The 14,222-nt window shown below is 59.9% G+C and carries 11 protein-coding genes; 5 read left to right on the top strand and 6 right to left on the bottom strand.

Annotation, left to right across the window (positions count from 1 at the left end):
• Positions 1-225: 225 nt before the first annotated feature.
• Together BSY240_RS11200 and BSY240_RS11195 are read right to left on the bottom strand one after the other, a co-directional pair.
• A complete protein-coding gene (locus BSY240_RS11200; RefSeq protein WP_069042360.1) occupies positions 226-1,827 on the bottom strand; it encodes a type IV secretory system conjugative DNA transfer family protein in 1,602 nt (533 codons plus the stop codon).
• Entirely contained in the window at positions 1,824-2,141 is a 318-nt protein-coding gene (locus BSY240_RS11195; protein ID WP_069042359.1) for a mobilization protein, read from the bottom strand. The genes BSY240_RS11200 and BSY240_RS11195 overlap by 4 nt, the downstream gene beginning before the upstream one ends.
• Positions 2,142-2,343: 202 nt before the next feature.
• On the opposite strand from BSY240_RS11195, the gene traA reads away from it, so the two are divergent.
• From traA to BSY240_RS11180, 3 genes are all read left to right on the top strand, one after another.
• On the top strand, positions 2,344-5,805 hold the full coding sequence (gene traA, locus BSY240_RS11190) for a Ti-type conjugative transfer relaxase TraA (protein WP_069042358.1): 3,462 nt from the start codon (positions 2,344-2,346) through the stop codon (positions 5,803-5,805).
• Between the two features lie 364 nt (positions 5,806-6,169).
• Complete coding sequence (locus tag BSY240_RS11185; RefSeq protein ID WP_069042357.1) at positions 6,170-7,303, top strand: Fic family protein; 1,134 nt, start codon at positions 6,170-6,172, stop codon at positions 7,301-7,303.
• 317 nt (positions 7,304-7,620) lie between these two features.
• Entirely contained in the window at positions 7,621-8,106 is a 486-nt protein-coding gene (locus BSY240_RS11180; protein WP_069042356.1) for a thermonuclease family protein, read from the top strand.
• 602 nt (positions 8,107-8,708) lie between these two features.
• Here BSY240_RS11180 and BSY240_RS11170 read toward each other — a convergent pair.
• Positions 8,709-9,419, bottom strand: coding sequence for an SOS response-associated peptidase (locus tag BSY240_RS11170; protein ID WP_069042354.1), 711 nt, complete (start codon positions 9,417-9,419; stop codon positions 8,709-8,711).
• A 365-nt stretch (positions 9,420-9,784) separates the two neighbouring features.
• Entirely contained in the window at positions 9,785-10,048 is a 264-nt protein-coding gene (locus BSY240_RS11165) for a hypothetical protein (RefSeq protein WP_069042353.1), read from the bottom strand.
• 235 nt (positions 10,049-10,283) lie between these two features.
• On the opposite strand from BSY240_RS11165, the gene BSY240_RS11160 reads away from it, so the two are divergent.
• Together BSY240_RS11160 and BSY240_RS11155 are read left to right on the top strand one after the other, a co-directional pair.
• Positions 10,284-10,958 carry a ParA family protein gene (locus tag BSY240_RS11160; protein ID WP_069042352.1) on the top strand — a complete coding sequence of 225 codons (675 nt, stop codon included), beginning with the start codon at positions 10,284-10,286 and terminating at the stop codon, positions 10,956-10,958.
• A complete protein-coding gene (locus BSY240_RS11155; protein ID WP_069042351.1) occupies positions 10,955-11,245 on the top strand; it encodes a hypothetical protein in 291 nt (96 codons plus the stop codon). The genes BSY240_RS11160 and BSY240_RS11155 overlap by 4 nt, the downstream gene beginning before the upstream one ends.
• An 856-nt stretch (positions 11,246-12,101) precedes the next feature.
• Here the strand turns inward: BSY240_RS11155 and BSY240_RS11150 are convergent.
• Both BSY240_RS11150 and BSY240_RS11145 read right to left on the bottom strand, forming a co-directional pair.
• Positions 12,102-13,220, bottom strand: coding sequence for a RuBisCO large subunit C-terminal-like domain-containing protein (locus tag BSY240_RS11150; protein WP_069042350.1), 1,119 nt, complete (start codon positions 13,218-13,220; stop codon positions 12,102-12,104).
• The gene (locus tag BSY240_RS11145; protein ID WP_069042349.1) at positions 13,220-14,221 is read right to left on the bottom strand and encodes a transketolase family protein; all 1,002 of its coding nucleotides are present in this window, start codon (positions 14,219-14,221) and stop codon (positions 13,220-13,222) included. The genes BSY240_RS11150 and BSY240_RS11145 overlap by 1 nt, the downstream gene beginning before the upstream one ends.
• Between the last annotated feature and the right edge of the window lies 1 nt (position 14,222).

The raw sequence follows: 14,222 nt of genomic DNA, 5'->3' as shown, positions 1-14,222 counted from the left end.
CCCCAATTGGGGGTCGCTATGCTCAGGCTCCTGCGGCTTCGCTTCTTCCGGCCCTGACGTGACGAGAATTCCCGCGTTCGCGCCCTGCGGTCGCCGCTATGCTGAACGCTCCGATATTCTTCATTGTCTGACCCGGATCTCGCGCAAGCGCGGCTTTGATCAGGGTCGGTATGGGCCCGTCGGGTGCGGTCTGCGCGCTCTTGGCGCTTCGCGTATGCTTGCCACTCAAGACGGGTCGAAGAGAGTGCGGAACTCCGGGTCGGAGTGGTAGCGGATCTTGCGCGCCAGTGCCGGTCTCTGCCCCCTGTTGAGCAGGATCATTGCTTCGTCAGGGAGCCGCATGATCTCATCCGGGGTCATCAGGTCACGGGCAACGATATGCTCGCTCGATGTGATGCTGGGTGGCTTCCACGGTAGGTTGGGACTGCTCCAGGATTGCGTGACGTGCCGTTCGTCCATGCGGCCGATGGTCCGGGCAATCAGACTTGCGGTCTCGATGTCGTTGACGCCGAATACCTGAAGTACGCTGGCATTGGAGAGAAAGGTGCCAGAGCGTTCGCCGTAGGTAGCCCGCAGTTGATGCAGGTCCTGCAGGATTGGCCAGAGCTGGACGCCGTAGCCTGCCATCAGACCCATGGCCCGTTCGACAGGTGCGAGATGGCCAAGCGCTGCGAACTCGTCGAGCAGATAAAGGACGGGCTTTTCCGGAATGGCGGGATCACGCGCCATGTCGGTGAGGCTCTGGGTGATGAGCAATCTCAGCCACCGTGAATAGGTCGACAACCGATCCGGCGGCAGGACAAGGAAGACGGTTGCTGCCTGGTGTTTCAGATCGGCAAAGCGGAAATCCGATCGCTTCAGCACCTCCACCATGCGCGGACTGTCCAGGAAGTGCGTGTGGCGCTGGGCAGCGGAGAGCACGCCGGCCGCCTCCCGGTCCGCCTTGCCGAGATGGCGATTGGCAGCACGCGCAATCAGGCCATTTGCTTCAGGCATCTGCTGCATGTCCTTCAGCAGATCTGTGAACCGATGCGGGTCGGCGGTGAGATACCGGCGGAGCGTTCCAAGATGCCGCTCGTGGGGTCGCGCTGTTGCAACGATCATCAGGATCAGTCCCGCGATCAGCGCCTTTGCCTCCTCGTTCCAATGCGCTTCTCCTGCCATGCCCGGTTCATCGAAGACGAGCGCATCGGCAAGCGTGCCGGCATCTTCAGCAAGATCGAGGCTCTGGGGATCAAGACGGTCGAGAGGATTGAAGGCAGAGGTGTTGAAGCCGGTCACGGCGAAGGGATCAAGGATGTAGACCGGGCCGAACGTCAGCCTGGCGCGTGCCGTGATCCTGGCATTCTCGCCCTTCGGATCGATGCAGATCACCGATCGATCAATGGTCAGGAGATTGGGAATGATCGTGCCCACACCCTTGCCGGTTCTCGTCGGTGCCATGGTGAGGAGATGGCCCGGTCCATCATGGTGCAGCAGCTTGCCAGAATGCAGATCCCGACCGGTCAGCAGCCCGTCATTGCTCCTGGTCAGCCTGATCAGCTCCTTCGGTGTTGCCCATTCTGCCGTCCCATGGACCCATGAGGCACGAGCCCGGGCGAGGAAGGGAATGAGAACTCCGATGCCCGCTGCGATCAAGGGCACATACTTCAGCACATCGGGCAGATTGCTGCTCAGCCAACCGCGCTCTTCGCCGGGTTCTGCATTGTGCTGGATGACGACATCTATGCCGAGAATGATGCCGACCACGAGATAGGCCATGAACAGGTAGATCACGGCAAGCTTGATGCCGATTGCCAGCAGGCGAAGGCGCGTGATGAGGGTCATGGCTGCTCCTCCCCGTCGGCAAGGTCGTTCGGCTTCTCCTGTTGCTCTAGCTTCTCGAGCTCGAGGATATCGTCGAATAGCTGCCGGTCATTGTCACGGGTGAGGAAGCCCGGCAGTTCGGCCCTCAGCCATTCATCGAGACGGCCGTTTAGGTATCGCTCCGGCTGCCGTTCGATCCGGACGAGCACGAGTGCTCCGATCAGGATCTTACGTCTTGTATCACGGGCTCGCTGCTCTTTGCCCAACCGTGCCACCAGCACGTCTCTGCGGGCTTCGAGCTGTCTCAGTCTTTCCTGAATGCTGCGTCTCGCCATCGCCTCGTCCTTTCGAAACAAGACTTAATTCGACGCGGATGGGGAAAATCGCACAAGGTACAAATCTGTTGCGGTAAGCGACGGGCGGCGAAGCCGCATCCCGGTGGCTGACAAGCGAAGCGAAGAAGGCAACAAGGGCGCACTTACGAGTTGCTGCGCAACTCAGTGCTCAGGTGACCCCACGACGTGCTGGAGACTGCGAATGGCGATCTACCATTGCAGCATGAAGCCGGTGAGCCGCTCGGGCGGCCGAAGTGCCGTGGCCGCAATCGCCTATCGAACTGCAAGCCGGATCGTCAACGAGCGCGACGGTCTGGTGCATGACTTCACAGCCAAGGCCGGTGTCGTGCATGTGGAGATCGTGCTTCCCGAGGGCTCGCAGGCTAGGTGGGCGCTCGACAGATCTGCGCTGTGGAACGCGGTTGAGTTTGCCGAGAAGCGCAAGGATGCCCGGCTGGCGCGTGAGTTCGAAGTGGCGCTTCCGCATGAGCTGAATGCGGGAGAGAGGTTAGCGATGGTGCGTGCCTTTGCCCGTGATCTTGCAGACCGACATGGGGCAGCCGTCGACTTTGCCATTCATGCGCCCGGCGGCGACAGCGACATCCGCAACAGCCATGCCCATGTGATGATGACGACGCGCAAGGTCGAGGCATCCGGACTTGGCGAGAAGACGCTGATCGAGCGGGAGAACAAGTGGCTGTTGAACCATAACATGCCGACGTCACAGATGCAGTTGCGGGAAATCCGCCAGGCCTGGGAGACGCATGCTAACCGGGCACTGATGCTGGCAGGCCATGAGGTGAGGATCGATCATCGCTCGCACCTTGAACGTGGGCTGGAGATCGAGCCGACCGAGCACATGGGTGTGCATGCCTCCGAGATCGACCGGCGCGGAGGCTCTGTCTCCCGCACACGGATCGATGACGAGGCGGCACGGCGCAATGCCGAGCTGATCCGCGAGAAGCCGGAGCAGGTACTGACGCTGATCACCGGCGAGAAAAGCGTCTTCGATCGATACGATGTGGCGAGGGCACTCCACCGTTACATCGATGATGCAAGCCAGTTCCGCAATGCCTTTGCCGCGGTCATGGGATCGAAGGCCCTGGTGGAATTGCGCAAGGAGACGGGTGGTGAGCTTGCCCGCTATACGACACGCGAGATGCTGGAGATCGAGCACGCCATGGCCCTGCGTGCGGATCGAATGAGCCGCCACTCATTCACTCAAGTCGGCTCGCACGCGTCCCATGATGGGAGTGGCCATGGCGTCGACCGACATCATGTCGACCGTGCCTTGAGGCTACAGGACGAGGCCATCAGTGCAATGACAGATGGCTCGAGCTGGCGGACAGTTGAACAGCGAACACGAACTGTCCCCTGGGTCCGCTACACTCCTCCAGCAGGACTGAGCGAAGAACAGCGGCTTGCGGTCCGGCATGTCACCGGTCCCGAGCGCATTGCCGCGGTCATCGGCTTCGCCGGGGCTGGCAAGTCGACCATGCTGGCGGCAGCGCGCACCGCCTGGGAGGCGCAAGGGTATCGGGTGCATGGGGCAGCTCTTGCCGGCAAGGCGGCGGAGGGGCTGGAGGAATCCTCCGGCATCATCTCGCGTACGCTCGCCTCCTGGGAGCACAGCTGGCAGGCGGGAAGGGCGGAGCTCCAGTCTGGTGACATCCTGGTCATCGACGAAGCTGGCATGATCGGCAGTCGCCAGCTTGGCAGATTTGTCGAAGAGGTCGAGAGGCGCGGTGCAAAGCTGGTTCTGGTTGGCGATCACGAACAGCTGCAGGCGATCGGGGCGGGATCACCGTTCAGGGCGATTGCCGAGCGGATCGGTGCGGTAGAACTCTCGGAGATCCGACGGCAGAAAGAGGACTGGCAGCGACAGGCCTCGATTGCCTTTGCCACCCATCGTACTGGCGAGGGTCTGTCTGCCTATGCCGAACGCGACCAAGTGCGCTTTGCCGAAAACCGAGAGGGTGCACGTGAAGCGCTGGTGCAGGATTATCTCGCCGATCGGGATTCACGACCGGAGGGTTCACGTATTGCGCTCGCTCACCGGCGTGTCGATGTCGGGGCCATCAACGATGCGGTCCGATCTGCATTGCAGGCGCGGGGAGATCTGGCGAAAGCCGATCAGGTCAATGAAGCAGGAGAGCCGTGGCAGGGCATTCGGCAAGGTCAAGATCAAGGGCAAGGGCAGGGGGCGGACAGCGTCGACCGGGAGATCGTCTATCAGACGAATGACGGCAAGCGCGGCTTCGCGCCAGGTGACCGCATCGTGCTCCTGGAGAACAACCGGGATCTAGGGGTGAAGAACGGGATGCTGGGGACGGTGACTGCCGTCGAGCTTGACGCACTACAGGTGAGGCTCGACGGCGCAGGGCAGAATGCTGCCCGTGTCATCTCCATACCGGTCAGAAGTTACCAGAGTTTTGACCATGGCTACGCCACGACGATCCACAAGGCGCAAGGGGCAACGGTCGATCGCGCCTTCGTCATGGCATCCGCCACCATGGATCGACATCTGACCTATGTCGCAATGACCAGGCATCGGGAGGCAGTCACGCTTTATGCCGGGCGCGACGAACTGAAGGACATGAAGACACTCGCCGCCAGTCTTGGGCGATCAGGCGCCAAGGAGTCGGTGCTTGACTACGCGCATGCATTCGCGGCCCGGCGCGGGCTCGGGGAGGGCATTGGTGTCACGAGTGAGATTGTCCTCGGCCCAACGCCACAACGGGATGGGGCACAGCGGGCTGACGATCGGCTCGCGGCTCACTACGGCGCTTTGGGTGCGCGCGTTCGCTCGCCCGCCGATCGGCAGCCCTTGGAGGAGACTGCTCGGGCAGAGATGGGTCGGGCGCATAGGATCGAAAATAGTCCGGCGGCCGACGCGCAAGACGGCAAGGTCCAGCCGCTTGTGCCGGTGATCACCCACTATGCCCAGACGATCGAGGAGGTGGCGCTGGCAGAGGCATCGCGGCATCTCGACCAGGTCCTCGGTGGTGTGCGCTCACTTGGGCGCAGTGTGTTTGCCAATCCAGAACAATTTGCTGGACTGGTCGCAAAGACGCTCCGTGAGCGCAACGGGGATGTCGCTGATCTGGCTGAGGCGGTGGCCAAACGTCCGGAGGCATTCGGCGAGATGCGTGGCAGGGCTGGGCTTCTGGGCGAAAACTGGGAGCGCAGGCAAGCGCGTCAGATGGCTGGCCCGTTAGGTGCCCATGTCGTACGTGCGGCACGCCACTGGACGAGGCGATATGAGGAGGCGGTGAAGTCCGAACAGTGGACGCGGGAGAAGGAGGATGTGATCGAGGTGCCAGGGTTAAGTCCGCGGACTGAAACAATACTTCGGCAATTGGATGGACTCGAGCGTGAGGAGAGGCATGCGTTTCTGGAGAAGCTCGTCGGGACGCCGGAGGGTAAGCGGGCGCTTGAAGAGGCGGAGGCAGTCACCGATGGGATGAGGCAGCGGTTTGGCAGAAGCGATATCAGGGGTCTGGACCCGGCGAAACGGGCCAGGGGGCAGGTGGATGAGGCAGGGCTGGCGCGATTGGTTGAGGTGGCCCAGATCACGTATCGCGCGAAGACGGCGGAGATGTTCAGGCAGGAGGAACTAGTGAGGAGTGAGAGGAAGGGGCTTGGGTTGGGTATGGGGATGTAGGTGCAAGCCTACTTGGCTTTTCCTAGGAATTGGGGAGGGAGAAGGATCAGGGCGGAGAACTCGGCACTGGGAATGCGGCATATTCGCAAGGGTATCGTGGGTTCGAATAAAGCCCTCGCCGTCGTTGCCTGTCATTTTTTAGTCTTTCTGGCAGGCGAAACTGTTTGCATCTCTCTTATGGAAGACAAGCGAGTTTGACTTTCACAAAGAGTCCTGAATGGGACTCAAGCGCGGTTGAGTGTCACACGCATGGCTCAAACTAATTTGTCTTTCAAAAAATAGATATTTTGACAGTCAACCAGACTATATGCCATACCGGCTCGCTCAGGCTTTTAGCTTCTGTTGCACCTTTTGGACCGTAATCATGAACCGCCCCAGTCTCGATCTTAGCGAAGCCGTGAACTATCACTACGATCAGTTCCCGCCATCCGGAATGGATGCCAACAAGCTAATAATGCCGATAGCTTCAGCATCTGCGGCGTTGGCACGGTATGATCAGATGCTCAAGGGCATGCATAACAGCGAAATCCTGCTCGCTCCTTTGCGGAACCAGGAAGCCGTTGTCTCCTCGCGTATGGAAGGCACCGTTAGCACGCTGGACGAGGTGTTGCGCTACGAAGCGGATCAGGAAGACAACGAGGATATCGCCAACGGTAACTACCCCAATGAGGCAGTTGAGGTCTTTCTTTACAGCCGCGCCTTGAGTGCTGCCCAACGTGCCATGGAACAAGGCGCTCCTCTGTCGAGCTTTCTCATCAAAAGCGCGCACAAAGTGCTCCTGGGCTTCGGACGCGGCGCACAGCTGTCTCCTGGCGAATTCAAGAACGAGCAGAATTATCTGGCCGACAGGACAAGACGAAAGGTCTTGTTCGTGCCTATGCGACCCGAACAGCTTAACGATGGAATGGAACGGCTATCTGCCTTCATCCAGTCTGACGAGTGGCAGATTCTCATCAAGACCGCGCTGGCTCATCTCGAATTCGAGGCTCTACATCCCTTTAAGGACGGTAACGGTCGCATTGGCCGGATGCTAATCACGCTGATGCTCTGGAAATCTGGTGCGATCTCGGCGCCGCATTTCTACATCAGTAGTTATTTCGAAGATCGTCGCGATGAGTATATCGACCGTATGCGGGAGGTCTCGAAGTCGGGTGCATGGACCGAGTGGATCGTGTTTTTTCTGGAGGCGCTGGAGGCGCAGGCGCAGAAGAACTTGGCGACTGCGGAGCGGATACGTGATCTCTATGAGGAATTGAAGAGGGAGTTCCCCCAACTTTTGAGCTCCCAATGGGCCACGGCAGCACTCGACTTCCTTTTTTCCCGACCTGTGTTCCGCAACAACGTTTTCACCAGCCGGTCGGGCATTCCCGAGACCACGGCACACCGGTTCACACGTATTCTGGTCGATAAGGAACTAATTCGAACTCTGGAGCCTGCAGCCGGGCGTCGACCGGCACTCTACAGCTTTGAGCCCCTGCTGCAGATCGTGCGGGACTGAGGCGCATTGCGGCCACAGCTCGCCGCTGGACGCGTGAGTTTTCGTGCGTGTAAGCCACCACTCTCGCCGCTTGAGGCAGCCCGCGCCATCGAGCGCTGACCGAAGTGACCGGAGAGGTGGCTGAGTGGTCGAAAGCGCCGCACTCAAAATGCGGCATACTCGCAACGGTATCTGAGGTTCAAGACCGGCGGACTATACTCCCGATGGCGACCGGCAATACGAGCGATCAATGGATCGCCGCCCGCGGCCCCTAGTGCCACCTTGCAATCTGTCCGTTTCCATACGATGCAACGCACGGTAATTGTTCGGAGCATGCAATGAGAGTACTTTTGGGCGCCGTCATATTCATTCTGGCGGCTTTTCCGCCCCAAGCCCAAGCACAGGAAGTCACCGGCCGCGCTTCAGTGATCGACGGCGATACGATCGAGATCCGCGGGCAGCGGATCCGCTTTGACGGAATAGACGCCCCTGAGGCTCGGCAGCGCTGCGAGGATGCGAGCGGAAAGCCCTACTGGTGCGGCAAGGTCTCTGCTGAGGCGCTCGATGTGTATCTGGCGAGATCTCGCCCGACAACCTGTCAGATCAAGGGCAAAAGCTGGGACAGGCTCGTGGGAACATGCCGCCGTGCTGACGGTGCCGACGTCCACAAATGGATGGTCCAGCAGGGGCATGCGATCGACTGGCCAAAGTATAGCCGCGGCAGGTACGCTGCCGATCAGAGACAAGCCCAGGCGAGCAATAGAGGTCTGTGGGCCGGTCGGTTCGAATGGCCGTGCGTCGTCCGTGGCGCGAAATGCGAGTGAAACCGTGAGAAACGCTTTTGAGATCGGCTTGCTCGCCCTATTAATCGCGGGCATCGTCGTCTCGGTAGGGCTGCAGATCGCTCGCGCCCTTGGCGCGGTTTAACCTAGTTTCCTCAACCTGATGGACACGCTCGCGCTGATTGTTATGGTCGCCCCTCTACAAGGGAGGAGATCATGACCCTTCGTATTTCGCTTGCCGTCGCGCTACTCGCTTCGTCCTTCGCACCGGCCGGCGCTCACGGCGGAGGCTGCCGCAAGAGTTTGCCGCCGGGTCAATGCTGCCACATGGACAGAAAGACTGGTAGCGTCCATTGCCACTAAGAATTCTGGGTTGCCCCAAACATCTCGGCGAGTACCTTTCGCCGAATGCAAATGGACGACATCCCGAGTTTCGTTTCCGAGCTGGTCGATGCTGGTGTGCCGATATGCGGGGTAGGCCGCGAACTCTACGTCATCGGCGATCCCAACCTTCCGGATGAGAAGGCGGAAGTCGTATGGGAGATCTGCAACCGATATGGTGAAAGAGATCACTTGATCTTAGAAATCATAGCGTATCTGCGCTCAACCGGACGGTTCCTCGACGTAGCGTGCTAAACTTTGCATTAGGTCCGAAGGAGCACCAGTTCACTATCCGGGAGCGGGCGCTGGAGCAGTTTCGCCTCAGGCCAAGGTGCGGTGAGCCATGTTTCAATCTCCTCTTCTCGCTTCAGGATCACTGGCATAGCTTTCGGATGAATGGGGCCAACGACCCCGTTTGGCTCCGTCGTCAGGAAGCCGAATAGATCGTCACGTATTAGGCCGTCCTTCACCTTCCGCACGCTTTCCCATTGCGAAACCCAGATCCCCGCGAAGAACATCAGCGGTTCGGTTGCGTCACCGGCAAACCAGGCGTTTGGCGTGACGCCACCCTCCGGCTTGGAGGCGGGATCCGGTTCGGCGAACCGATTGAGCGGCACAACGCAGCGGTTCTCGACGCCTAGCCAGCGCTTCCAGTGGGAGCTGGCCGTGTTGCGGATGTTCGTCGTCCCACGATCGGGCTCGTGCTTCAGCAGGTGGTCGAAATCGACGGGCTTGCCCTTCTCGCGCAGCTTGTCGGCACGCTTGGAGGCGGCGTCAAAGAGTGCCTTCTGCGATGAGGGCATCCCCCAGCGCACCATTGTTGCTTCGCGCCCGCCCGCACTGTTGCGGACGATCGGCGCCATCTGGTCGGGGTAGACGTTCAGCGTCGGCTCGAGGTTGCCAAGGCGGTCGATCGCCTTGGTAAGCGCCCTGATGGCTTCCTGATTGGTCGTGATGTTGTAGAGGTTGCACATCCAAACTGTCCTCGTTCGACTAATCTAAAGATGCATAGTGGACATGAAGCAGGGGTAACCGGGCCCGTTCTGCGACGGCACCTTAGCAATTGGCCGCAGTCCATGCCGGAATACGACGCGGGCTAGTGTCTCGTAGCATAACGTGTCGAGCAAGGCCGACCCTTCGGCATGAAGCGCAACATTGAGCCGACGCCGGCATGATATGCAGATCGATGCTGCAGCCGCAAGTCGAGCGTTGTTCGCTCCAGTCCTCACGGTTTGCCATGCACCATCTATGATTCTGCGGCCTTTTCGAAGATGTGAAGAGTATAGAGGCAGCCATCCGCTGGTGTGCTTTCCAGGGAGTTGATCAGCATGGACCTCGATCAAGTTCGGTCGCAGATCGTCTCGACCGCGCCACAATAGTGCATACCACACCTGATGCCGTTTGGTGTCGGTGCATCGTTCAGGATGCAGCCGTTGCCACGGGCGATCATGTTCAGCAGATCAGGCATCGCAACCCGAGCACTGACACGGGCGAGCATGGCGCTGCCGTCGTAGCGGCGCCGGATCTCACATCTCAGACACTCAACGTAAATCTTGCGGTCGGCGAAGTTGGCAATTGTGCGGGCTCCCTTGGAAGCTTGCATGGGCAGTGTCTCGTGGGCGGCCGCATATGGCCCGACCATCGTTGAAATTGCCGCCGACCGCTGTATCCCGCGAAAACTGATCTGAGGCAAGGTCCTTACACGTGGCAATCATCGCTGGAAAACTCTCCGAAAAGCCGCTCCGTAGCTGCTGATCGCATTGTGTCGCGTCAAGACGCATTATAACGTATCTTGACGCATTATAATGCGTTGTATCGAGTTAAGCTGGAGGCCTACAATGCCGGTGATCACAGTAGCCAACCCTAAGGGAGGGGCGGGAAAGTCGACAGCAGCCCTCGTGCTTGCCACGTCGCTGGCGCAGCAGGGTGCAAGCGTCATCATTCTCGACTGCGACCCCAACAGGGCGATCCAGGGTTGGCGGGCAGGGAGTTCGAGGAATCCTGTTGTCGTAGATGGCGGGATCACCGAGGCTACGATCACCGGCAAGCTTGATGACTACCGCAAGAAATACCAGTTCGTGTTCGTCGACCTTGAAGGTACCGCGAGCCGGCTCATGTCCCGAGCGCTCGCCCGGGCGCAACTCGTGATCATTCCGATCCAGGCAAGTCCGCCGGATGCGGAGCTTGCGGCGCGGGCGATCCATCTCATCCGCGAGGAAGAACAGGCCTTCGAAAAGACCATTCCCTACAGGGTGCTGTTCACACGGACGTCGCCAGCGATAGCCTCCAAGCTGGAAACGCAGATCACGGCGCAATTGAAGGCAAGCGAGGTGCCGATGTTTCGAAACCATCTGAATGAGCGGTCCGCCTACAAGGCGATGTTTTTTTACCAGCAGGATCTCGATGAGCTTGATCCGAGGAACGTAAATGGCTTGCCGGCCGCAAGAGACAATGCATTCCGGCTCGCGGAGGAGCTGGTGAATCTGGTTATTGATGCGAGGGTTGCAGCGTGAGCGGGAAGAACCTGGGTTTCGGTGGCAAACTTGCCAACATCACGCCTGATGCGGAAGAGCCGCTAAAGATCGCTGACGCGCGGATTGACGAGATCGGTGAACGCCATGGTTTCGTGGCACGGGAGCCGATCCAGAAGCTGACGCGCCGCAAGCCCTCAGAGCCTTCGGCCAACCTGAACATCCGGCCGCCGGTGTCGACCTTCAACCGGTTCCTGATATTCTGCGAGCAGAACAGGATGTCCTATCCCGAGGCGCTGAAGGAGTTGATGGACCGGGCAGGCGTATGACAGCTAGTTCCATGCCTGCTTGCTCATGCGTCATCATTGACGCGCGTTAATCAGCGTGACCGTTGGGCTGAGATCGGGCCTTGCATCGTGACTCAAGGGTCTGCCGGATAGGTTCTTCTCGCCGGGATGGGGTGGCAGCAAGAGCGGCGTTCTTTTGGTACGCATTCCGTCCCGTGAGAACACATTGGCCCCGCCTCAATCCATCAAATATGATTGATTGGTGGCCAGAGTCGTTCAAATGTGGACGATTGAAATGTGTCCCCAAGGTGAAGCCGGCCTGCGAAGACTGGGACAGGATATTCGAAACGCACGACTATGGCGGCGTGTCGCGACCGCTGAACTTGCCATGCGTGCCAGAATATTGCCCAGCAGAGTTGCTTTTCTCTCGCGCGGCGATCTTGGCGCCGCCATTGGACACTTGCCCTGTGGAGCGTCCGCCCGACTTCACCGGCTTCCGTAAGGACGATCTTGGCCGGCGGAACAGGCCACCCGTCGGGGCGATCGTTCTCGTTGAAGCTCCGAGATCAGAAAGCGCGAACTGAGACTGCACAAGAGCACTGGGATATCGTGGACCCGGACCGGGTTGCATTCTGATGGCCGAATAGGCTGCCAACATTGTCCTTGGCGAAAGACAGATGCCTGTCGGTCAATTGCCGTTCACGCATGTCGGGTCGCGGCAGACCTCTACCCCCAATCTTTGCTCCAATCCTGCCTCAGGAACCCTCGCGCCTTCTCCATCCAGCCAGATCCTAAAGGGGCCGGCCCGTTTCATGCCTCCGCCCATTTGGCGACATGCGCGACACGCTGGGCAGGTGCATTCGCTGACGCAGCTACGATAGCTTCAGACGCATTTGCCTTACGAATATACCGCTGAGACGAGGCGTCGGCAGGCGTCGACCAGATTCTCTTCCTGAAGCAGCGCGCCACCGATCAGGTACATGACATCACTCCCATAGGCCTCGCGCATTTCGGGTACGCGGCTGAACGTCATGCCGCCACCAGGAGCCGCAACGATCGCCTTCGGCCCCCCGATTTCGTCCGCACAGGCTTTGGCAATAGACAGGCACTCGTCCCGGGTGAAACCGAACCTGCCGCCGAAATTCGGATAGATGACCGCGTCGGCGCCCATCAGCCTATGCAAGGTGCCGAAGAAGCTGCGATGGGAAAAACCGCAATCGGGCGACACAACGTTGGCGCCGGAAAACGCGGGGTGGGAGATGATCGGCAGCGAGAAATCCGGCTCCGCGGCCAGGATTCGGATGATATCGTAGCCGGCCAGTGCCGGAGCAATCATCACGGCGCCCGCGCCGGTCTCTTGTGCCAACATTGCACGCTCGACGATCATTGTTGCCGGACCGGTAACATTGGGCACGAAGCTTGTGCGCCCGTCCGTTTTCGCGTTCGCCTCACCGACTGCCTCGACGCAGGCCCTTAGCCGCTCCTCAAACGGCGAGGTCTTCTGGTCGACAAGCCCGTGATCGTCCTTGACGAAGTGCATTCCGCCCAGCGCGAAGTCATGGGCCAGACGAGCCAGTTCGGAAGTCGGCAGCCCGACAGGCTTGATGGCCGACATGAGCAGCGGGGTTTGGCCTATGCCTGCCCTCGCGCGCAGTCCGGCAATGCCATGGCGAGGTCCCTTGCTCAAGGCGAGGATGCCCGGCGACAGCGCAATGTCTTCGACCTTCAGACCCGGCTTGATCGAACTGTTGCCAAAGACGATGTTGAGGAATTGCAGGAAATCACCGCCAACGTCATCTTCCGAATAGGAGATGTCGGCGAGATATCCCGGCCTGCCGGATGGGTCTTTCTCCAAGGTCTCCAGCCTGCCGAGTATCTCATCCTCGACATAGCCCTTCGGAACGCAGCTGCGGGGAATTTCTACCGTCTGTTCCAGCGCGATGTCGAGGGCGCGTTGTCTAGCCTCCTCTTCATCACTTGCACGAACGAAATAAGTGACGCTGAAGCGTGGAGCCATCACAGCGCCTCCGCCTTCTGGGCCGAATGGACGTGATCCAGGCGAACTTCCGCAAGCTCATCCTCGCCGATATCAACTGACCTGCCGGTGAGCTCACCGACAGCGGCCACGAGCGCACCGGCGTCGAGCCCGTATTTCTTCATGAGATAGGGTTTTGACGCGCCGTGGGCGAAGGTATCTTTCAGGCCGAGACGCTTCAGACGGATGCCGAGCCCTTCTTCGGCAAGGATTTCCGCCACCGAAGAGCCGAGGCCGCCGATGATCGTGTGGTTTTCCAGGGTAATGACGCCCTTCTTGCCGCGCGCGGCTTCGATCAGCCCGTCACGGTCGAAGGGTTTCAGGGTGGAGGCGTGCAGATGATGGACGCCGATACCGCGCGCCGTGAGCGGCCCCGTGGCACGCAGGGCTTCCTCGGTGCAAACGCCGGAGGAGACGACCAGAATGTCATCACCCTGTGACAGCGTACGCAGTTTGTTGAACTCAAACGGCGTCGAGAACAGCCGCGGCACCTCGCCGCGAAGGATGCGAACATAAACGGGCCCGTCGATGCTGTCGGCGACTTCGAGCACGGTCTCCACTTCCGTCGCATCACCCGTTTCGAGGATCGTCATGTTCGGGACGGCGCGCAGGATGGCTATGTCTTCGATCGCCTGGTGGGTGATGCCGCCGGGCGTGGTGATGCCGGGCAGGAAGCCGATCAGGCGGACCTTGCGGTTGGAATAGGCAATGGAGTTGATCAACTGGTCGTAAGGCCGGCGATACAGGAAGACTGAAAACGTATGGATAAAGGGGCGGTATCCCTGCATGGCGAGACCGCCGGCAAAGGAGAGCATGTTCTGCTCGGCCATGCCCAGCGACAGAAACTGGTCGGGATGACGGTCCCGGAAACCATCGACCTCGCAGGAGGAAGTGAGGTCGGCAGACAGGCAGAGTACTTCAGGGCGCGCCGTGGCGAAAGCTTCGAAAGCCCTGGCATAGGGTCGGTTGACGATTTCGACCATG

Source organism: Agrobacterium sp. RAC06 (assembly GCF_001713475.1).
Taxonomy (GTDB): Bacteria; Pseudomonadota; Alphaproteobacteria; order Rhizobiales; family Rhizobiaceae; genus Allorhizobium.
This window is presented reverse-complemented; position numbering and strand designations above follow the sequence as displayed.